General features: G+C 46.4%; 22 protein-coding genes. 12 read left to right on the top strand and 10 right to left on the bottom strand.

The annotated features are described in order from the left end of the window. Positions 1-246: 246 nt before the first annotated feature. Entirely contained in the window at positions 247-792 is a 546-nt protein-coding gene (locus AB4623_RS08770) for a gamma carbonic anhydrase family protein (RefSeq protein ID WP_017058763.1), read from the top strand. Here AB4623_RS08770 and AB4623_RS08765 read toward each other — a convergent pair. From AB4623_RS08765 to AB4623_RS08750, 4 genes are all read right to left on the bottom strand, one after another. Beyond that, a complete protein-coding gene (locus tag AB4623_RS08765) occupies positions 789-1,058 on the bottom strand; it encodes a DUF1488 domain-containing protein (RefSeq protein ID WP_017058764.1) in 270 nt (89 codons plus the stop codon). The two genes, AB4623_RS08770 and AB4623_RS08765, sit on opposite strands and share 4 nt — an antisense overlap. Before the next feature lie 17 nt (positions 1,059-1,075). Next, positions 1,076-1,906, bottom strand: a complete 831-nt coding sequence (aroE, locus tag AB4623_RS08760) for a shikimate dehydrogenase (protein ID WP_372146180.1) — start codon at positions 1,904-1,906, stop codon at positions 1,076-1,078. Positions 1,907-1,983: 77 nt separating this feature from the next. Continuing rightward, positions 1,984-2,901, bottom strand: a complete 918-nt coding sequence (hemF, locus tag AB4623_RS08755) for an oxygen-dependent coproporphyrinogen oxidase (protein ID WP_017069580.1) — start codon at positions 2,899-2,901, stop codon at positions 1,984-1,986. Positions 2,902-2,920: 19 nt separating this feature from the next. Then, complete coding sequence (locus AB4623_RS08750; RefSeq protein ID WP_017058767.1) at positions 2,921-3,478, bottom strand: L-threonylcarbamoyladenylate synthase; 558 nt, start codon at positions 3,476-3,478, stop codon at positions 2,921-2,923. A gap of 195 nt (positions 3,479-3,673) precedes the next feature. On the opposite strand from AB4623_RS08750, the gene purE reads away from it, so the two are divergent. Together purE and AB4623_RS08740 are read left to right on the top strand one after the other, a co-directional pair. After that, a complete protein-coding gene (gene purE / locus AB4623_RS08745) occupies positions 3,674-4,159 on the top strand; it encodes a 5-(carboxyamino)imidazole ribonucleotide mutase (RefSeq protein ID WP_004735777.1) in 486 nt (161 codons plus the stop codon). Positions 4,160-4,164: 5 nt separating this feature from the next. After that, positions 4,165-5,295 (top strand): 5-(carboxyamino)imidazole ribonucleotide synthase, encoded by a 1,131-nt coding sequence (locus AB4623_RS08740; protein ID WP_102321074.1) that lies wholly within the window; start codon positions 4,165-4,167, stop codon positions 5,293-5,295. An 88-nt stretch (positions 5,296-5,383) separates the two neighbouring features. On the opposite strand, the gene AB4623_RS08735 is transcribed toward AB4623_RS08740, so the two are convergent. The 4 genes from AB4623_RS08735 to AB4623_RS08720 are packed head-to-tail and all read right to left on the bottom strand — an operon-like array spanning position 5,384 to position 8,639. Continuing rightward, positions 5,384-5,953, bottom strand: coding sequence for a type I DNA topoisomerase (locus AB4623_RS08735; RefSeq protein WP_017063003.1), 570 nt, complete (start codon positions 5,951-5,953; stop codon positions 5,384-5,386). A gap of 12 nt (positions 5,954-5,965) precedes the next feature. Continuing rightward, on the bottom strand, positions 5,966-6,442 hold the full coding sequence (locus tag AB4623_RS08730) for a DUF494 family protein (RefSeq protein WP_029235873.1): 477 nt from the start codon (positions 6,440-6,442) through the stop codon (positions 5,966-5,968). 2 nt (positions 6,443-6,444) lie between these two features. After that, positions 6,445-7,557, bottom strand: a complete 1,113-nt coding sequence (gene dprA / locus AB4623_RS08725; RefSeq protein WP_372146179.1) for a DNA-processing protein DprA — start codon at positions 7,555-7,557, stop codon at positions 6,445-6,447. Continuing rightward, entirely contained in the window at positions 7,554-8,639 is a 1,086-nt protein-coding gene (locus AB4623_RS08720; RefSeq protein ID WP_372146177.1) for a LysM peptidoglycan-binding domain-containing protein, read from the bottom strand. Before AB4623_RS08720 ends, dprA begins: the two co-directional genes overlap by 4 nt. A 140-nt stretch (positions 8,640-8,779) precedes the next feature. On the opposite strand from AB4623_RS08720, the gene def reads away from it, so the two are divergent. The 6 genes from def to AB4623_RS08690 all read left to right on the top strand — a co-directional run bounded on the left by def (position 8,780) and on the right by AB4623_RS08690 (position 15,310). Then, entirely contained in the window at positions 8,780-9,292 is a 513-nt protein-coding gene (gene def / locus AB4623_RS08715; protein ID WP_017058772.1) for a peptide deformylase, read from the top strand. 37 nt (positions 9,293-9,329) lie between these two features. Continuing rightward, positions 9,330-10,277, top strand: a complete 948-nt coding sequence (fmt, locus tag AB4623_RS08710; protein WP_017063006.1) for a methionyl-tRNA formyltransferase — start codon at positions 9,330-9,332, stop codon at positions 10,275-10,277. A gap of 92 nt (positions 10,278-10,369) precedes the next feature. Beyond that, the gene (rsmB, locus tag AB4623_RS08705; RefSeq protein ID WP_017058774.1) at positions 10,370-11,650 is read left to right on the top strand and encodes a 16S rRNA (cytosine(967)-C(5))-methyltransferase RsmB; all 1,281 of its coding nucleotides are present in this window, start codon (positions 10,370-10,372) and stop codon (positions 11,648-11,650) included. 110 nt (positions 11,651-11,760) lie between these two features. Next, positions 11,761-13,137: a Trk system potassium transporter TrkA gene (trkA, locus tag AB4623_RS08700; RefSeq protein ID WP_004735766.1), complete on the top strand. Its 1,377-nt coding sequence runs from the start codon at positions 11,761-11,763 to the stop codon at positions 13,135-13,137. Positions 13,138-13,233: 96 nt separating this feature from the next. Further along, entirely contained in the window at positions 13,234-14,679 is a 1,446-nt protein-coding gene (locus AB4623_RS08695; RefSeq protein WP_017077319.1) for a TrkH family potassium uptake protein, read from the top strand. A 25-nt stretch (positions 14,680-14,704) separates the two neighbouring features. Then, positions 14,705-15,310, top strand: a complete 606-nt coding sequence (locus AB4623_RS08690; RefSeq protein ID WP_371721171.1) for a DUF3157 family protein — start codon at positions 14,705-14,707, stop codon at positions 15,308-15,310. Here AB4623_RS08690 and AB4623_RS08685 read toward each other — a convergent pair. Further along, positions 15,307-15,960: a hemolysin III family protein gene (locus tag AB4623_RS08685; protein WP_371721170.1), complete on the bottom strand. Its 654-nt coding sequence runs from the start codon at positions 15,958-15,960 to the stop codon at positions 15,307-15,309. The genes AB4623_RS08690 and AB4623_RS08685 overlap by 4 nt on opposite strands. Positions 15,961-16,116: 156 nt before the next feature. Further along, positions 16,117-16,908 carry a sporulation protein gene (locus tag AB4623_RS08680; protein ID WP_017058778.1) on the bottom strand — a complete coding sequence of 264 codons (792 nt, stop codon included), beginning with the start codon at positions 16,906-16,908 and terminating at the stop codon, positions 16,117-16,119. 283 nt (positions 16,909-17,191) lie between these two features. On the opposite strand from AB4623_RS08680, the gene AB4623_RS08675 reads away from it, so the two are divergent. From AB4623_RS08675 to ccoG, 3 genes are all read left to right on the top strand, one after another. Continuing rightward, a complete protein-coding gene (locus AB4623_RS08675) occupies positions 17,192-17,359 on the top strand; it encodes a hypothetical protein (RefSeq protein ID WP_004739323.1) in 168 nt (55 codons plus the stop codon). Between the two features lie 131 nt (positions 17,360-17,490). After that, a complete protein-coding gene (locus AB4623_RS08670) occupies positions 17,491-17,754 on the top strand; it encodes a YihD family protein (protein WP_009848104.1) in 264 nt (87 codons plus the stop codon). 327 nt (positions 17,755-18,081) lie between these two features. Beyond that, positions 18,082-19,500, top strand: coding sequence for a cytochrome c oxidase accessory protein CcoG (ccoG, locus tag AB4623_RS08665; RefSeq protein WP_017063014.1), 1,419 nt, complete (start codon positions 18,082-18,084; stop codon positions 19,498-19,500). Positions 19,501-19,561: the final 61 nt, after the last annotated feature.

Genomic DNA, 19,561 nt, shown 5'->3' with positions numbered 1-19,561 from the left:
ACTATTTTCAAAACTTTTTTCAAGCGCTTAGCTTGGCTAATTTGACCTGCTGATTCGTTTTGGTTTCTTACGAAGCCATCCCGTGTCAGCGAGGTGGCATTATAGAGATTTCGATCACACTGGCAAGCCCTTTTTGAAGTTTTTCTTACTTTTTTGATTGTTCGAGCGTTTTTTGTTCAAAACACCCCATTTTCACTAGTATTCCTCTTAATTAAGGGCTTAAGGTGCCTATATAAAGGAGGATTTATGAGTTCAATACGCAGTTATAAAGGAATATCCCCTCAGATTGGGCAAGGTGTCTATATAGATACCAGTTCAGTACTGGTTGGTGATATCAAAATCGGTAACGACTCTAGCGTGTGGCCTTTGGTTGCAGCTCGAGGGGATGTGAACCACATTCATATTGGAGAGAGAACGAATATCCAAGATGGTAGTGTCTTGCACGTCACCCATAAGAATGCTGAAAACCCTGACGGTTATCCTCTCTTAATAGGTAATGATGTCACTATCGGGCATAAAGTAATGCTGCATGGCTGCACTATTGAGGATCGTGTACTTGTTGGTATGGGAGCGATCGTGTTGGATGGCGTGATTATCCAAAAAGAAGTGATGATTGGTGCTGGTAGCTTAGTGCCACCAAACAAGGTACTTGAAAGCGGTTACCTCTATGTAGGAAGCCCAGTAAAACAAGCTCGCCCATTAAATGATAAAGAGCGTGCCTTTCTACAGAAGTCTGCAGACAACTACGTTCAGAATAAAAATGACTATCTAGACTCTGTAATTTCAGTCTAAAGCGCTTTGATCTGAATCCGATTAGAGGAGTCATACTCCTCTTCTTCTATTAACTCTTCCGCTAGCTCTTCAATATCGAAACGTAACTCTGAAAAGATAACTAAAGCTTGATCGCCTTCTTCTATATCTTTACCTGCCAATCGTGATAATTCCTCAATAGACATGACACATTCAATCAATGCGCCCGACTGTTGTGCTGGGAACGTGATTGTTCGGCTCTCTTCATCCCAATCTTGGATATCAGGAAATAGAATTGATTGATTCATTTTTTATAAACACCCCATTACATCTCTAGATTTTTACGTAATTCTCTTAAAATCTGTTTTGTTCCCGGACGAAGACCACGCCAAAGCATAAAGCTTTCTGCTGCCTGCCCCACTAGCATACCCAAACCATCATAAGCAGCATGAACACCATTATCTAATGCCCATTGATTGAATGCCGTCGTTCCAGATCCATAAACCATGTCATAAACGGCGCTAGTAGAATTGAAAATCACCTCAGACACTTCAGGAAGCTGCCCGCTTAGACCAGATGAGGTAGAGTTAATAATGACATCAAAGCCTTCATTAACATCACTTAGCCCCATCCCCTTGATGTTGCCATGCGACGAAAACATCTCAGCCAGAAGTTCAGCCTTGGAGCTGGTTCGATTAGCGACCACCAGCTGTTGTGGCTTTTGGTCGAGAAGAGGTTGAATCACTCCTCTCGCAGCACCACCAGCGCCAAGAAGAAGAACACGTGCTCCTTTTAGCGTGACTTGATGTTGAAGCAGGTCTTGAACTAAGCCCTCACCATCGGTGTTATCACCAATGATCTCTCCATCATCTAACTTCTTAAGGGTATTTACAGCACCAGCTAGTTCAGCTCTCTCAGTTAGGCGATTGGCTAACTGATAGGCATCTTCTTTAAAAGGCGCTGTGACATTGCACCCTCGACCACCTTCGCTGAAAAAGGTTTTGGCAGCAGTGATAAATTGACCGTGCTCTGGCTGTAATGCTGTATAGGTAAGTTGTTGGCTGGTTTGGCGAGCAAATAATGTGTGAATGAATGGCGATTTGCTTTGCCCAATAGGATTACCGAAAACGGCATAACGATCTACTTGCTGTGTCATATCCTTACCTAACAGAAATAATAAAAAGGGTCATCTATATAGATGACCCTATCACTATCCCTATAAGGAAGGAAGAACTACCAAACTCGAGGTTTGAGGTAGTCACTATAAAGCAGAGCTTCTGGTGAGCCCGCTTGCGGTTCATAGCGATATTCCCAACGAGCCAACGGCGGCATCGACATCAATATAGACTCTGTGCGCCCACCGCTTTGCAGGCCAAATAAGGTACCACGGTCGTAAACTAGGTTGAATTCAACATAGCGGCCACGACGGTATAGTTGGAAGTCACGCTCACGTTCGCCATAAGGTGTATCTTTGCGACGCTCGACAATAGGTAAGTACGCCGCAGCAAAACCTTCACCGACAGCCTGCATATAAGCAAAGCTCTTATCGAAACCCCACTCATTTAAGTCATCAAAGAACAGACCACCAACACCACGTGTTTCGTCTCGGTGAGGAAGATAGAAGTACTTATCACACCACTCTTTGTGTTCTTGATAAACATCATCACCAAACGGCGCACAAAGATCTTTAGCAGTTTGATGCCAAGATTGGCAATCTTCATCGACAGGATAAAATGGCGTTAAGTCAAAACCACCACCAAACCACCAAATCGGGTCTTCCCCTTCTTTTTCCGCAATGAAGAATCGAACGTTCGCGTGTGAGGTTGGGATATATGGGTTTTTAGGGTGGATAACTAATGAAACCCCCATCGCCTCAAACTTACGTCCGGCTAACTCAGGACGGTGAGCGGTTGCAGAGGCAGGCATTGCTTTACCAGCGACGTGAGAGAAGTTAACTCCACCCTGTTCAAATAAAGCACCATTGGTCATCACGCGAGTACGACCACCGCCACCTAGACGATCGCCAGGTTCTCGCTCCCATGCATCTTCTTCAAACAACGCTACACCATCAGCTTGCTCAAGCTGCTGGCAAATCGAATCTTGTAGGCTCAGTAAAAACTGCTTTACTGCTTCTTTATCAATTGCTGACATCTTACTTCCTTTGCAGGGTTTAACCCTGTCTTAATATTTTCGACGTTTTTGCATCTCTAATTTCGCTTGGCTTCTCACGGCCACCCGTTTGGCCTTCTAGAATCGCGACTAAGTGTTGACCCAGTTGCTGTTGAACTTCTTCAGTCGTCATACAAGGCGGCTCGCCAGTCAGGTTGGCACTGGTAGAGGTTAACGGCTTGCCGAACTCATTACACATTCTTTGAACCAAAGGGTGATCCGTCACTCGTACCGCGATGGAATCAAACTGGCCGCTGACCCAGTCAGTAACTTTGCTGCTGGTTGGCATAATCCAAGTGACCGGACCTGGCCATGTCGCTTTCACTGTTACCAACTGTTCTTCCGTCAACTGGCTTTCATCAATATAAGGAAGCAGCTGCTCGTAACTTGCAGCAATCAAGATCAAGCCCTTTTCAACTGGACGCTGTTTTAACTCGAGTAATTTCTTGATGGCATGTGGATTATCAGGATCACAACCAACCCCAAAAACGCCTTCGGTCGGGTAAGCAATGACTTCACCTTGTTGTAATGCCTGCAATGTATGTTGAAAGTTATCCACGGGTTGCCTCATTAAGTCAGTTATCGAACTCGCTAAGTGTACAAATTATCATTCACTGTGACTAAAGCTATTTGTTTATAAAATGTATCAATTAACAACTTAGACTGACGCAAACGTTTTCCTTAAGTAATTTTACCCGTATAATGCGCGCAAAATATCTAATCACTAATTAAATCGTACCTGAAGGAGTTTGAGATGACTGTCGGTATTATCATGGGTTCTAAATCTGATTGGCCAACAATGAAGCTAGCTGCAGAAATGTTGGATCAGTTTGGCGTGGCGTACGAAACAAAAGTGGTTTCTGCTCACCGCACACCTCAGTTGCTTGCAGACTACGCAACCAGTGCGAAAGAGCGCGGTATTAAAGTAATTATTGCTGGTGCTGGCGGTGCAGCGCACCTTCCGGGCATGGCTGCTGCTTTCACAAGCGTACCAGTTCTGGGTGTTCCAGTTCAGTCTAAAGCACTGAAAGGCATGGACTCTCTGCTTTCTATCGTGCAGATGCCAAAAGGTATCGCGGTAGGTACTTTGGCTATCGGTGAAGCTGGCGCTGCCAATGCAGGCATCCTAGCGGCTCAAATCATTGGTACACACAATGAAGAAGTAATGGCAAAAGTAGAAGCATTCCGTTCTGAGCAAACAGAAACGGTTTTGGCTAATCCAAACCCTGCAGAGGACTAATTTCCATGCATGTTCTTGTGTTAGGCGCGGGCCAACTTGCTCGCATGATGTCCCTAGCTGGGGCACCGCTGAATATTGAAATTTCTGCTTTTGATGTTGGCAGCAAAAATATTGTTCACCCATTAACGCAAGCGATTCTAGGTAACGGCTTAGAAAATGCGATTGAGCGTGCGGACGTCATTACTGCTGAATTCGAACATATTCCTCACGATGTACTTGAGGTGTGTGAGCGCAGCGGTAAGTTCTTACCGACAACAGAAGCAATCAAAGCTGGCGGTGACCGTCGTCTTGAAAAAGCCCTGTTAGACGAAGCGAACGTGAAGAATGCTAAGTACTACGTGGTTAACTCTCGCGAAGACTTTGACGCTGCAATTGCTCACGTTGGCTTACCAATGGTGTTGAAGAGCACACTTGGCGGCTACGACGGCAAGGGCCAATGGCGCTTAAAGACATTAGACAATGTTGACGCGACTTGGGCAGAAATGGCTGAGTGCATTACCGCGACCGACAACCAAGCGATTGTGGCTGAAGAGTTTGTTCCGTTTGACCGCGAAGTATCACTGGTTGGTGCTCGTGATACCAATGGCGAGGTTCAAGTGTATCCACTGGCTGAGAATGTTCACACCGACGGCGTGTTGAGCTTATCGACAGCGATTGATGACATTGAACTGCAAGAGCAAGCTAAAGCCATGTTCACTGCCATTGCTGAGCGTTTAGATTACGTTGGCGTGCTAGCACTTGAGTTCTTTGATGTTCAAGGTTCACTGCTTGTTAATGAGATTGCACCACGTGTTCATAACTCGGGCCACTGGACGCAACAAGGCGCAGAGACTTGTCAGTTTGAAAACCACCTACGTGCAGTGTGTGGCATGCCACTAGGTAGCACTAAACTGATTCGTCCAACCGCAATGATCAACATTCTTGGCGAAGATACTCTTCCTGAGGCTATTCTTGCTCAAGGTGGTTGTCATGTTCATTGGTATGGCAAAGAAAAGCGTGCAGGTCGCAAGATGGGTCACATTAACGTGAGCGCTGACTACAACGCAGAATTACAAAGAGCTTTGTGCTCATTGGCTGAGATTCTTGATAAGCAAGCCTACCCTGCTGTGCATGAGTTTGCTGAGCAGATGAAGTAAGCCTACATTGGCTTATTGATATAAAAAGTTTATTGGATACAAAAACGGCGCTCAGTGAGCGCCGTTTTTTTGTGTCTATAATATCGAGTTATTGAGATTGAATGTGGTGACACTTGCGATCAGCGCATTGCTTCTTGGTACCACTGGCTGTTTTCTTCTCAAGTAACAACGGGAACTGGCACTGTTCACAACGACCTATAACAGGTGGCTGATTAACGGCGAACTTACACTTAGGGTAGTTATCACACGCATAGAAGGTTTTGCCATAGCGAGATTTACGCTCAACCAAGTGGCCTCGACCACACTCAGGGCAGGCAACAAGTGGCTGCTCTTCAGGTTGTTCTTTCGGTTGGTCCAAAGATTCGATGTGATTACACTCTGGATAACTGCTACAGCCAATGAACATCCCAAAGCGACCTTGCCTTAATACCAATTCGTTTTGGCATTTAGGACACGGAACGCCCAGCTCTTTCACCACATGACCATCATTTTGATGAAGAGGCTTGATGTAATCACAGCTCGGATACTGCTTACAGCCTAAAAATGGGCCGTGCTTACCATGGCGAAGCTGAAGCTCTCCACCGCACTGTGGACATGGTTCATGCTCTAATGCATGTTCATGTGCTGAAAAAAGCTGATTATCAATCTTACTACTCATGACAAGCCTGTATTAATGCAAGATACCTTGCTCTTTGGTGTACAACAGCTCTTCCATTTGCGTGTAAGCACTTTCATTACCCGGCACATTAAATAGCACCATTAAGATAATCCATTTCAGATCATCCAATTCAAATTCGTTTGTCTCAAGCCCCATCACACGATCAATCACCATTTCACGAATCTCTGTCGTGAGCACGTTGATCTGCTCTAGGAATAGTAGGAAACCTCGACACTCCATATTAATACGTGAAATCTCTCGACTGGTATAAACACGCATCGAGGTATTAGAGCACATAGTAATCGCCGCTTGGTTATCGGTATCTTGCAGTGCCGCAAGATCTTCTAACCAATGGAGGGCCTTATAAATATCATCTTGGTGAAACCCTGCTCGCAGAAGTTCATCTTCCAGTTCGTCTTGATCCACCTGCAATTCAGAATCGCTATGGATGTAGGTTTCAAACAAGTACATCAGTATGTCCATCATCATAGCTAGCCTCTCCCCTTTCGAATATAGCCACCGGAAACTGCAACAACATGCCCTGAGAGCTCAAGCTCTAAAAGCTGCATCATGACCTCATGCACAGGTATATGGGTTCTCTGTGCTAAAATATCAACGGGTGTCGCCTCTAATCCTACGTTAGCTAACAGCTGTGGAAATGGCAATTGTTCATTTTCACCCTCATTCGACGTAGGCTCGAACAAACTGGGCTGCTGATCTATAGACCAGTCTAACAGACTCTTTATTTCGATCAGAACATCTTGAGCATTTTGCACCAAACATGCGCCAGCTTTAATTAAGCTATTACCTCCTCGGCTGGTTGGGCTATGAATTGAACCAGGCAGCGCAAACACCTCTCGACCTTGCTCCATGGCATAGCGAGCTGTAATCAAAGAGCCACTCTTCTCAGCCGCTTCAACTACCAAGGTTCCGAGCGATAACCCACTTATAATACGGTTACGCCGCGGGAAATGTTCAGGTCGAGGTTTAGCGCTTGGACGGAACTCTGAGATCAGCGCGCCATTCTCACAAATTCTATCCGCTAGATTTCGGTGACGTGCAGGGTAAATGGAGTCCAAGCCTGAACCCAACACCGCGAAAGTCTCCCCTCCTTTATCTAGAGCACCATCATGAGCATAGCCATCGATACCTAAAGCTAAGCCACTGGTGACAATTAAACCGTTTTGGACAAACTCTTTGGCGAAGGACTTGGCGGTCTGCAGTCCTTCAATACTGGCATTACGGCTGCCAACCATCGCGATTTGAGGTTCAATCAGCTTTTCAACGTTACCTCTAACGAAAAGCACAGTAGGCGCCGAAGCAATCTCACTCAGCAATTTAGGATAATGTGGGCAACTCGGAGTCAGGATGTGATGGTTGGATTGTTTAGCTCGCCAAGCGAGACAAGCCTCTACCTCTCTTGGGGCCTGTTCTCTTAGATAGGAGATTTGTTTGGTTGATAAACCCAATGCTTGCAGCTGTTGCCCTGAGTAACCAACAATATTTAAAGGAGAATCAACACTGAGTAGGCGAGCAAGACGCTTTCCACCCAGTTGCGGAATAAAACTTAACGTTAACCAAGCGATCAGTTGCTCTTCATTCACTCGCTTCCCTCTTCTGTCACTGCAAGGTCCAAAGGCGATACCGCCACAATGTCATTACTTACTGGCTTTGAACTTTGAGTGATCAACGCGAGGCTAAAATACTCATAAGGACGAATGACCATCAAGCTACCGAGCGAGGTACTTGGTAGCTGCACTTTATTACTCGCCGCAGACTCTTTATAGCTGTATTCACCCTGCTTACCAAACACCACAGCACCGCTTTCACTGAGGGTAAACATAGAACCTTGGCGAAGGTTATCCTGTGAACCTTTGTTGATCACCACTACCTGATTCTTCGCGCTGTACTGGCTGCCATCTAATGAACCCAATATATTGGCAAACTGACCCGCAGCACTAGGCGCAGGGTAAAACGTGGTTGAGAGCTTCACCTGATCAACACCAAGCTCTGGCAACACAAGATCGTTAAGCAGTACCTCTTGCAGTTGAGTCTCTATCTGTAAGCTACTGAACTCAGCGTCCACTTCTTTTAAGCGTGCCGTGGCGACCAAACGCAACGAGGTCATACTCGCTTGAGGTTGCTGTCGCTGGTAGGTTTCAACGGCGCGGTAAATACCCCACTTTTGATGTTGTTGGTTGCCCGAGATAAACAACCGGTCTTCACCCGATAAGAATCTCTTCCCATCACTCGTTCCTAACACTCGTTGAGCCGATTGAATATCTTGCAGTTCAACCAAGCGATCAGATTGTAGGTAAGGAAGAACCAATCCTTCATTGACGGTTGGCACCGCTTTCTTCTCCGAGACACGAATCTTAGGGCTCAGCTTGATAACCGGTTTAAGACTCAATACCGGCTCACCATTAATCCAAACCAGAGACAATTTATCTCCAGGGTAAATAAGGTGAGGGTTTTCTATTTCAGGGTTTACCTGCCATAACCTTGGCCACAACCAAGGGCTATCGAGATACATCGCGGAGATATCCCATAAGGTATCGCCCTTAACCACCACATACGCCTCGGGTGCGCCTTGTTTAATGGTTAAAGGTTGCTCACTATTTTCAGCCATAGCGGCGAACGAAAGCGAGGCACAAATAAGAGATAAAGCGGGGGAAAAATGACGCATGACCTAGGTTCCTTGGTCTGAATATATGACATCTGATTGGAGAATTACCTTCAGGATGCTGTCATTTGACCTCTAAAATGTCTAGAATTGAGCCAACAAGGTTTAAGCTGTTTCGGCACAGTTCAATATTTCGAGTGTATATGTCTGTATTACAAGTATTAACATTACCAGATGATCGTCTACGTACCGTGGCGAAACCGGTAAAAGAAGTTACCCCAGAGATTCAAAAGTTCGTTGATGACATGATTGAAACCATGTACGACGAAGAAGGTATCGGCCTTGCGGCAACGCAAGTAGATTTCCATCAACGCATCGTTGTTATCGATATTTCAGAAACACGTGATGAGCCAATGGTGCTTATCAACCCTGAAATTACTGAGAAGCGCGGCGAAGATGGAATCGAAGAAGGCTGCCTATCTGTACCAGGCGCTCGAGCTCTAGTACCTCGCGCTGCAGAAGTAACGGTTAAAGCACTAGACCGTGACGGCAACGAATTCACATTCGACGCTGACGACCTTCTGGCTATCTGTGTTCAGCACGAACTTGACCACCTAGAAGGCAAGTTGTTTGTTGATTACCTATCGCCACTAAAGCGTAAACGTATCCAAGATAAGCTAGCGAAGATTAAACGTTTCAACGAGAAACAAGGTTAATAACCGCTGCTATTACTAAATTAGAAGGAAGCCTACCTTGAGTCAGTCTTTAAGAATTGTCTTTGCAGGTACTCCGGATTTCGCCGCCCGTCACTTGGCGGCGTTGTTGTCTTCGGAGCATGAAGTTGTTGCTGTTTACACACAGCCAGATCGCCCAGCAGGCCGCGGTAAAAAACTCACTGCGAGCCCAGTAAAAAACATCGCACTTGAAAACAATATTCCGGTTTACCAACCAGAAAACTTCAAGTCAGATGAGGCTAAGCAAGAGCTAGCTGAATTGAACGCTGACATCATGGTTGTTGTCGCTTACGGCTTATTGCTTCCGCAGGTTGTATTAGATACGCCTCGCTTAGGTTGTATCAACGTACATGGCTCTATCCTACCGCGCTGGCGTGGTGCTGCTCCGATTCAACGCTCTATTTGGGCAGGTGATAAAGAGACAGGCGTGACGATCATGCAGATGGATATCGGCCTAGATACTGGCGACATGCTAAGCATCGCAACGCTGCCTATCGAAGCGACAGATACTAGCGCATCAATGTACGAGAAGTTAGCGGGTCTTGGCCCTGACGCGCTTGTTGAATGTCTAGCGGACATCGCTTCTGGCAAAGCGGTTGCAGAAAAGCAAGACGATGAGCTTGCGAACTACGCGAAGAAGCTAAGCAAAGAAGAAGCGCGTATCAACTGGAGTGATGAAGCTGCGCATATTGAACGCTGCGTTCGTGCCTTCAACCCATGGCCAATGAGCCACTTTGAAGCTGCTGAGAACAGCATCAAAGTATGGCAAAGCCGTGTGGCAGAGCAAACTTCTGATAAGCCTTCAGGTACAATTCTGCAAGCGGATAAAACTGGTATCTACGTAGCGACAGGACAAGGCGTACTTGTTCTTGAACAGCTGCAAGTTCCAGGTAAAAAAGCCATGTCAGTTCAGGATATCTTGAACTCACGTGCAAGCTGGTTTGAAGTTGGTACACAGCTTTCTTAATCCGCTTTTAAAGCTGCTAATTACGCAGCTAAGAAAACCTTTACGAGGGCAGAGATGCCCTCATGTATTCAAATAAATATTCGGTACCCCTCATGAATGTTCGCGCTGCTGCTGCAAATGTCCTATTCCAAGTTGTCGATAAAGGCCACTCTCTTTCACACGCTCTCCCTGCGGCTCAAAAAACGATCCGTCCGCGAGACCATGCTCTACTGCAAGAGATTTGCTACGGCGCACTTCGTTACCTGCCTCGTTTAGAGTCAATCGCTAACGAACTGATGGAAAACCCACTTAAAGGTAAAAAGCGTGTATTCCACCACCTAATCTTGGTGGGCATTTACCAACTAAGCTTTATGCGTATCCCTTCGCATGCTGCGGTTGCTGAAACGGTTGAGGGTACTAAAACACTGCGTGGTCCAAGCCTGAGTGGTTTGATCAACGCTGTACTACGTAGCTACCTACGTGACCAAGAAGAACTAGACGAGAAAGCCGTTAGCCACAATGCAGGCAAATACGGCCACCCAAGCTGGATTCTAAAAATGCTTCAAGAGAGCTACCCAGATCAATGGGAGCAACTGGTTGAAGCAAACAACAGTAAGGCACCAATGTGGCTGCGCGTTAACCGCCAACACCACACTCGTGACGAGTATGTTGAACTGCTTAAAAACGAAAACATTGAATACACATTGCACCCTGAAGCTGCTGATGCCATAAAATTAGCTGCACCTTGTGATGTTACTTTGCTTCCTGGCTTCGACAGAGGTTGGGTATCAGTGCAAGACGCTGCCGCTCAGCTTTCGGTTGATTACCTAACACCAAAAGATGGTGAGCTGATCTTAGATTGTTGTGCTGCACCAGGTGGTAAAACGGCACACATTCTTGAGCACACTCAAGATACTGAAGTGGTTGCGATTGACTGCGACATCAAACGTCTAGACCGCGTTTACGATAACCTTGAGCGCCTGCAACTGCGTGCCGACGTAATTTGTGGTGATGCTCGCTACCCTGAAGAGTGGTGGATGGGTGATAAGTTCGACCGTATTCTGCTTGATGCACCTTGTTCAGCGACTGGCGTTATTCGCCGTCACCCTGACATCAAGTGGCTACGTCGTGCGTCTGACATTGATGCGCTGGCTGAACTGCAAAGCGAGATTATGGATGCAATGTGGCGTCAGCTGAAAGAAGGCGGCACCATGGTTTATGCGACTTGTTCTATCACGCCGCAAGAAAACGTGCTGCAAGTGAAAGCATTCCTAGCACGCACTGAGAACGCTACGTTGGTTGGGTCTGATATCGAAAATCCGGGTCGTCAAATACTACCTGGAGAAGAAGATATGGATGGCTTCTACTACGCAGTTCTAGTAAAACAGGCATAACAACTAACAGCGGCTAAGAATTTATTTCTTAGCCGCTGTTTCTTTCTAGTGCATTACCAAAGCGAAAAGAGAGCACTAGAATTACAACGGCAAAAAATAAGAGAAAGGCTATGAAGATCATTATTCTAGGTGCTGGACAAGTTGGCGGTACCCTTGCTGAAAACCTGGTTGGTGAAAACAACGACATCACCATTGTCGACCGTAATGCTGACCGACTTCGTGAACTTCAGGATAAGTACGACCTTAGGGTTGTAAACGGTTATGCCAGCCACCCAAACACACTACGTGAAGCGGGTGCGCAAGATGCCGACATGTTGGTTGCCGTAACCAACATGGATGAAACCAACATGGCTGCGTGTCAGGTTGCTTTCTCTCTTTTCAATACGCCGAACCGAATTGCTCGTATTCGCTCTCCTCAATACCTAGAAGAGAAAGAAGCGTTATTCAAATCAGGTGCCATCCCAGTCGATCACCTGATCGCACCCGAAGAACTAGTGACCAGCTACATCGAGCGCCTGATTCAATACCCAGGCGCACTGCAGGTTGTGAGCTTTGCTGAACAGAAGGTTAGCCTAGTAGCAGTAAAAGCCTACTACGGTGGTCCACTGGTGGGTAACGCACTGTCTGCTTTGCGTGAGCACATGCCGCACATTGATACCCGTGTTGCCGCTATTTTCCGTCAAGGTCGCCCTATTCGCCCACAAGGCACCACCATCATTGAAGCCGATGATGAGGTTTTCTTTGTGGCAGCGAGTAACCATATCCGCTCAGTAATGAGTGAGCTACAACGCCTAGAGAAACCGTACCGCCGCATCATGATTGTCGGTGGTGGTAACATTGGTGCAAGCTTGGCAAAACGCCTTGAGCAGAGCTACAGCATCAAGCTTATCGAGCGCAGCTACACTCGTGCCGAAAAGCTGTCTGAAGAATTAGAAAACACCATCGTCTTCTGTGGCGATGCGGCAGACCAAGAGCTGCTAACCGAAGAGAACATCGATCAAGTGGACGTGTTCATTGCCCTAACCAATGAAGATGAAACCAACATCATGTCAGCAATGCTGGCGAAGCGAATGGGTGCCAAGAAGGTAATGGTACTGATTCAGCGTGGTGCTTACGTAGACCTTGTTCAGGGTGGCGTGATTGATATTGCTATCTCTCCACAGCAAGCGACCATTTCTGCGCTGCTTACTCACGTTCGTCGTGCTGATATTGTTAACGTATCATCTCTACGTCGCGGCGCTGCAGAGGCGATCGAAGCCATTGCTCACGGTGACGAAACCACATCGAAAGTGGTTGGCCGAGCGATTGGCGACATCAAGCTACCACCGGGCACCACTATTGGTGCGATTGTTCGCGGAGAAGAAGTACTTATCGCGCACGATAGAACCGTAATCGAACAAGATGACCACGTAGTGATGTTCCTAGTGGACAAGAAATACGTACCTGATGTTGAGTCTCTATTCCAACCGAGCCCGTTCTTCTTATAGCCTTGTTCTCGTAAGTATCTTCTCGCAACCTTCTTCTTGTGAGAACGACGCTCCGGCACAAAGCTGTAATCAATTAAAGCTATGGTCTATTAAGCTATGGTCAACTTTCGTCCGATATTATTAGTGATAGGGTTAGTGTTATCAAAACTCGCCCTTTTCATGTACATCCCCACATTGGTTGCCTTTTTCACAGGCACCGGTGGCTTCCTCGAGTTTGGTCAATCGGTAGTGATCACGCACATTGTGGCGTTCATCTGCTTGAGCTTAGGGCGCTCCGCTAAGTTCCGACTTGGGGTGCGGGACATGTTCCTGATCACCTCTCTGGTATGGACGATAGCCAGTGCCTTTGCTGCACTGCCGTTTGTCTTCATCAACCACATCAGCTTCACTGACGCCTATTTTGAAACCATGTCTGGTATCACCACAACAGGCTCAACCGTATTAAGCGGCTTAGACAGCATGGCACCAAGCATTCTGTTGTGGCGTTCTATATTGCAATGGTTAGGTGGCATCGGCTTCATCGTTATGGCGGTAGCGGTTCTGCCAATGCTCAACGTCGGTGGTATGCGCCTGTTCCAAACCGAATCATCCGACTGGTCAGATAAAAGCAGCCCACGAGCAAAAACGGTCGCGAAGAACATCGTGGCGGTTTATCTGGTTCTGACTGGCTTGTGCATCATTAGCTATCTCTTTGCAGGCATGGGCATCTTTGACGCGATCAATCATGCCTTCACAACACTGTCTACGGGTGGTTACTCAACATCAGATGGCTCGATGAACCACTTCTCTAACAGTGCTCACTGGGTGGGAACCCTGTTCATGTTCCTTGGTGGTCTGCCGTTCCTACTGTTCGTTAGCGCACTGCGTGGCAGAAAACTCTCAATCCTCTACAAAGACGCGCAAGTGAGAGGCTTCACCTATCTATTCTTAGTCACCAGTGCCGTGATATCGACATGGTTGGTGGTTAGAGATGGCTACACGGTCATGGATGCGATGCGTGTTTCGATGTTCAATATTGTGTCCGTAGTTACCACTACCGGTTTTGGCTTAGAAGACTTCACCGCGTGGGGTGCACTGCCAACGACCTTGTTTGCGTTTCTAATGATGGCGGGCGCGTGCTCAGGTTCAACCTCTGGCGGTATCAAAATCTTCCGCTTCCAGATCGCGATGACCATGCTTCACAAACAGATGATGAAGTTGATCCACCCATCAGGTGTCTTTGTTCAACGCTATAACCAACGCCCCGTTAATGACGACATTGTGCGTTCACTGGTCGCATTTGGTTTGATGTTCTTTATTACGATTATCTTAATTGCAGGTGGCTTGAGCGCGATGGGGCTTGATCCTGTGACCAGTATATCTGGTGCTATCACAGCCGTTGCCAACGTGGGCCCAGGCATGGGCAGCGTGATCGGTCCAACCGGGAACTTTGCTCCACTGCCAGACGCCGCTAAATGGTTGCTAAGCTTAGGAATGCTGATGGGGCGACTTGAGATATTGACGCTCATTGTTCTATTTTTCCCAGCCTTTTGGCGACGCTAACCAAGACAAAATCAAGGAAACACAGATGAAATCATACGTACTTCTCGCTGGCGCATTGCTCGCAAACTCAGTATTCGTAAGTTCTGCCTTTGCTGATCAAATGGTCACATTGCCTGATGGCAAACAAGTGTTACTCAAAGATGATTTTACTTGGCAATACGTGGCACCGAAGCAAACGGAAGCAGCAGTGACAACATCAGAGATCGCAGTGCCTGTTTCAGCAGCGCCTATTGCAGCAGCCCCTGTCGTAGCCGTACCTGTCGCAACGAACACGCGTGGCACTACAATTGTGGTTGATAGTAAGAAGCCAAGCTTACAGCTGTCTCAATCAGGAGTGGATGTTGTACTGGGTGCAAGTCGCTATGAAGATGGTGAGCTTATAATTCCGACAGCCATCACCAACCAAGGCACTCAAGCGGTTATTTTGGTATCACTTAACATCAGCGTATTTACTGCAGAAGGTGAGTTGTTGGCAGAAGAAGAAGTTGCAGTGTGGAAATCAATCAAACGAATGGCCGACACATATCTGCGACCAAAGACGGGTGAAGAAGGCAAGCTAATCAAGCTCGACCTAGAACAACACCCTGAATATCAGATTAAAGCAGAGATTACTGAGGTACTGGCTCGCTAAACCGGAGTCACGTACAAATAAATAGCGAAGAAATGGCAAGCGCAGCCCGCCAAAACAAACAAGTGCCAGATGGCATGGTTGTAAGGGATGCGTTTGGCCACATAGAAAATAACGCCCAACGAGTAGATCACGCCGCCGAGCGCCAATAACACCAAGCCGCCCATCTCGATATTCATCGCCAGTTGATACACCACAATCAACGACAACCAGCCCATCGCTAAATAAATGAACAGCGATAGACGCTTAAATCGGTAGACGAAGGCAATCTTCATGATGATACCGACCAGCGCAATTCCCCAGATAACCGCCATCAAGCCCATCGCTAATGGGGTTCTTAAGCCAACCAATAAAAACGGGGTGTAGCTACCTGCGATGAGTAAGTAAATTGCACAGTGATCGAGGGTTTTCAATAAACGCTTGGTTTTTTCTGTGGTGATCGAGTGATAAAGCGTGGAAGCGAGAAAGAGTAGGATAATACTGCTGCCATATACCGCCATACTCGCAATAGTCAGTATGTCGGCTTGATGGTCAAACGCACGAATCAGCAGCAGGATTAAACCAACCACGCCAAGCACAACACCCAAGCCATGGGTTATCGCATTGGCGCGTTCTTCGATGTCACTGTATTCGCTCGCCGATGATGCAGACATGATTATCCTACTAGAGTAAATGTTCGATTTGCCTAGTATTGCACATTAAGCTTACACGTGTAAGCTTAAATTTTTATGACATCTTTTATGACATTAATAACGCCTAAACGGTGTGATGAAGCTAAGGTCTCTAAAGCTACAGAACCAAAGAGCTAACTAAGATGCGTTGTCTAGATACTCAAGTACCATCTTGCCCGCATCTTGTGGTGACGTATCCAATGGCACACTCAATTGACGCTGCAGTTGGCCAATGCCTAACAAGCTCGCCAACATGCCTTTTGCACCATCGCGATTACGGTCTATCTCAAACCACAACTTAAGCTCGGTTTCATCACGATGAGCAACCACTTCCAGTTCACGCCAGCGGCCATGATATGGACCAGTGGTAGGGACAAACTCAAACTCTTGAACAAATGGCAGTTCAAAGCCTTCTACCGCCTCACATTCCACTTGGCGAATGCGTAAACCTTGAGCTTCTAGTTCATTAAAAATACCATCAAGAAGTGCATCTGGGCGAACCGTTAAAATATCCTTATCCGATGGATCAATCGCCATCGCAATATCGAGCCCGGTTTCTAGCCACACCTTTGAATCACCAATCGTGACAGGTGTGTTCAGCGGGACATCAAACTCACATTCAAAATCACGGGTTTCACCCGGCTGAATAACAAAGGCATACGGCAGGCTCCATTTGGCCAACGAGTATGTCTGGTGCATTCGACGTGTTTGACCGCCCTCTTGCCTTTGCGAATTCATAGTAATTTCTTTGACGTAACGACAGCACAAGTTGAGATCGATATTGTCGATCTCTTGTGGCTGAGCGCCACCATAGACATGCACAATAATGCTCGCCTTCTTGCCTGGATAAAGCACTTCCTGTTGCAATACAGAATCCACCTTGGCAGATCCAATTCCAAAACTTGCTAACGTTTTCTTTAAGAACGACATATGCACCTCCTTTAAAGCATCATCTTAAGCCTGAAAGAGGTTCAAACTCAAATATACTGCTCACACTATTTTAGCTCTAATATCGTCTATTTATCACTCAGGCGTCGATCGATAACTTAGATAGTGATAATCTAAGCCTTGATATGCATGCATATCATTATCCTGATTTATTCTTCGGATTGGCGAAAGCCAGACGAGTGACGCTTCAAGCAATTGAGGTGGAGCTCATGGTAAATCAGGCCATTAGATTGGCAATGGATATGCCTGACCGTTAGGTAAATTAATGCGCCCAACAGCTGTCAGGTTCTCGCACACCAACCGTAGTGCGATGCGTCGTCGTAGTGGCTTTGTTGCTGCTCCAACGGCTAAGAAATTGGCTCCTACAATGACTCTAGTTGAGAAGACTGCTTTATTAGCACCGACTACAACGAAAGTGATTAAAGCCGCTTAACAAAAAGCGCAGTTTTTACTGCGCTTTTTTCTTGCCCGCTCCCATCTTGAAATGTGTTTACACATTGGTATTCCCTACCCGATTTGATACCTTAGCCACAAATCATTATAAAATTTGTGGAGAAATAAAGTATGAAGTGTCACCGCATTGAAGAACTGCTTGAACTGATGGAGCCTGAGTGGCAGAAAGATCAAGAGCTTAACCTATTAGAGTTCATCATTAAGCTATCAAAAGAAGCGGGCTACCAAGGCAAGCTTGAAGAACTGACTGACGATGTTCTTATCTATCACCTAAAAATGCGCAACAGCGAAAAAGATGAGATGATCCCGGGCCTGAAAAAAGACCAAGAAGATGATTTCAAAACCGCAATTCTAAAAGCACGTGGCCTTCTTTAGTCGCCCGTTAGTTTAGAGCTCAATTGCCGTATAGATAAAACACTCAATTTTAAAAAGCGACCACCAGGTCGCTTTTTTTGTTTCTGTTCGCTATTTTTTCGTCACAACTGTTATGACTTTTGTTGTTAAAGGTTGATAGCGTTAAAGAAATGAGAACAAGATTGTCGCTATAATCGCCATCCATAAGAATCTTCTAAAATAATAAGAGTGAGTGCGATAACAACAAATGCACCAAGCTCAATTTCAACAGGTTCTCTAAACCATACTTTCAAGTAATGTCGTCATGCCCGACTTAACCGGGCAAACAAGCCACAAAAAGGATAGTCCATGAGTCAGGATAAAATCGATATCAAAGATGTGACTCCTAAAACCTTTAACCCGAAAACACATAAAGGTAATGGAGATCGATTTAACCCAAGTAACCGAATCTATGTTCGAGAAAGCAAAGGTAAATTCCAACAACTGCGTCGCTATGGCGGTTGGTTCTTACTTTTACTTTTTGCGCTTATCCCATGGATTCCCTTTGGTGAACGTCAAGCGATCTTGCTCGATATCGGCAGCCAACAGTTCAACTTCTTTGGCACCACCTTATACCCGCAAGATCTGACCCTACTCGCGATCCTATTTATGATTGCCGCGTTTGGCCTGTTTTTCATAACCACCTTCTTAGGCCGTGTCTGGTGTGGCTATTTATGCCCACAAACCGTCTGGACCTTCATGTATATCTGGTTCGAAGAGAAGCTAGAAGGCGCTGCCAATAAGCGAAGAAAACAAGACTCGGGCAAACTGACGAGCAATTTAATCCTCAGAAAAACCCTCAAACACATTGCGTGGTGGGCGATTGCCATTGCGACGGGCTTAACCTTTGTTGGTTACTTCATCCCAATCAAAGAGTTAGTGGTTGGCTTCTTTACCTTTAACTCGTCTTTCTGGCCGGTGTTTTGGGTACTGTTCTTTGCTGGATGTACTTATGCCAATGCGGGTTGGATGCGTTCAATTGTTTGTCTGCACATGTGTCCTTACGCGCGTTTCCAGTCGGCAATGTTCGATAAAGACACCTTCATCGTTGGTTACAACACAGAACGTGGTGAAAGCCGTGGCCCTCGCTCTCGTAAAGCCGATCCAAAAGAGCTTAGTCTAGGCGACTGTATTGACTGTAATCTGTGTGTACAAGTGTGCCCTACGGGTATCGATATCCGTGACGGCCTGCAATACGAGTGTATTAACTGCGGCGCGTGTATTGATGCCTGTGACAACACGATGGAGCGTATGGGCTATGAGAAAGGCCTGATCAATTACACCACCGAGCACAGACTTGAAGGTCACTCGACCAAGGTAATGCGTCCCAAGCTGTTGGGCTATGGCGCTATCTTGATCGTGATGCTGGGCTTGTTCTTCGCCCAAATCGCGAGCGTTGATCCTGCCGGCCTAAGTGTTCTGCGTGACCGAAACCAACTGTTTAGAGTCAATAACCAAGGGTTGGTTGAAAACACCTACACCTTGAAAGTGATCAACAAGACTCAACAAGAGCAAGAGTACAAACTCGATGTTAGCGGACTGCCCGATTCTATCTGGTATGGTAAACAGACGATTACTGTCGATCCAGGCGAGGTTTTGAACCTACCTATCAGTTTGGGCGCCGACCCAGAAAAACTGAGCTCACCAGTTTCGACAATTCAGTTTATACTCTCGGATAATGAAGAGTTTACGATGGAAGTCGAAAGCCGCTTTATCAAGAAGCTCTGATACCCGCACCGTAGTGCTTGGTATAACAACCCAATAAATGGAAAAAGGCTCAGTAATGAGC

This window comes from Vibrio sp. 10N.222.52.C12, from assembly GCF_041474215.1.
GTDB classification, from domain to species: domain Bacteria; phylum Pseudomonadota; class Gammaproteobacteria; order Enterobacterales; family Vibrionaceae; genus Vibrio; species Vibrio crassostreae_C.
The sequence above is the reverse complement of the archived record's forward strand: the minus strand, read 5'-3'. Positions and strand labels throughout refer to the sequence as shown.

Bases quoted from the DNA above. Each gene is read 5' to 3' on its own strand.
- AB4623_RS08770 (WP_017058763.1), top strand. From the start codon at position 247: ATGAGTTCAATACGCAGTTATAAAGGAATATCCCCTCAGATTGGGCAA.
- AB4623_RS08765 (WP_017058764.1), bottom strand. From the start codon at position 1,058: ATGAATCAATCAATTCTATTTCCTGATATCCAAGATTGGGATGAAGAG.
- aroE (WP_372146180.1), bottom strand. From the start codon at position 1,906: ATGACACAGCAAGTAGATCGTTATGCCGTTTTCGGTAATCCTATTGGG.
- hemF (WP_017069580.1), bottom strand. From the start codon at position 2,901: ATGTCAGCAATTGATAAAGAAGCAGTAAAGCAGTTTTTACTGAGCCTA.
- purE (WP_004735777.1), top strand. From the start codon at position 3,674: ATGACTGTCGGTATTATCATGGGTTCTAAATCTGATTGGCCAACAATG.
- AB4623_RS08740 (WP_102321074.1), top strand. From the start codon at position 4,165: ATGCATGTTCTTGTGTTAGGCGCGGGCCAACTTGCTCGCATGATGTCC.
- AB4623_RS08735 (WP_017063003.1), bottom strand. From the start codon at position 5,953: ATGAGTAGTAAGATTGATAATCAGCTTTTTTCAGCACATGAACATGCA.
- AB4623_RS08730 (WP_029235873.1), bottom strand. From the start codon at position 6,442: ATGATGATGGACATACTGATGTACTTGTTTGAAACCTACATCCATAGC.
- AB4623_RS08720 (WP_372146177.1), bottom strand. From the start codon at position 8,639: ATGCGTCATTTTTCCCCCGCTTTATCTCTTATTTGTGCCTCGCTTTCG.
- def (WP_017058772.1), top strand. From the start codon at position 8,780: ATGTCTGTATTACAAGTATTAACATTACCAGATGATCGTCTACGTACC.
- rsmB (WP_017058774.1), top strand. From the start codon at position 10,370: ATGAATGTTCGCGCTGCTGCTGCAAATGTCCTATTCCAAGTTGTCGAT.
- trkA (WP_004735766.1), top strand. From the start codon at position 11,761: ATGAAGATCATTATTCTAGGTGCTGGACAAGTTGGCGGTACCCTTGCT.
- AB4623_RS08695 (WP_017077319.1), top strand. From the start codon at position 13,234: ATGGTCAACTTTCGTCCGATATTATTAGTGATAGGGTTAGTGTTATCA.
- AB4623_RS08690 (WP_371721171.1), top strand. From the start codon at position 14,705: ATGAAATCATACGTACTTCTCGCTGGCGCATTGCTCGCAAACTCAGTA.
- AB4623_RS08685 (WP_371721170.1), bottom strand. From the start codon at position 15,960: ATGTCTGCATCATCGGCGAGCGAATACAGTGACATCGAAGAACGCGCC.
- AB4623_RS08680 (WP_017058778.1), bottom strand. From the start codon at position 16,908: ATGTCGTTCTTAAAGAAAACGTTAGCAAGTTTTGGAATTGGATCTGCC.
- AB4623_RS08675 (WP_004739323.1), top strand. From the start codon at position 17,192: ATGCGCCCAACAGCTGTCAGGTTCTCGCACACCAACCGTAGTGCGATG.
- AB4623_RS08670 (WP_009848104.1), top strand. From the start codon at position 17,491: ATGAAGTGTCACCGCATTGAAGAACTGCTTGAACTGATGGAGCCTGAG.
- ccoG (WP_017063014.1), top strand. From the start codon at position 18,082: ATGAGTCAGGATAAAATCGATATCAAAGATGTGACTCCTAAAACCTTT.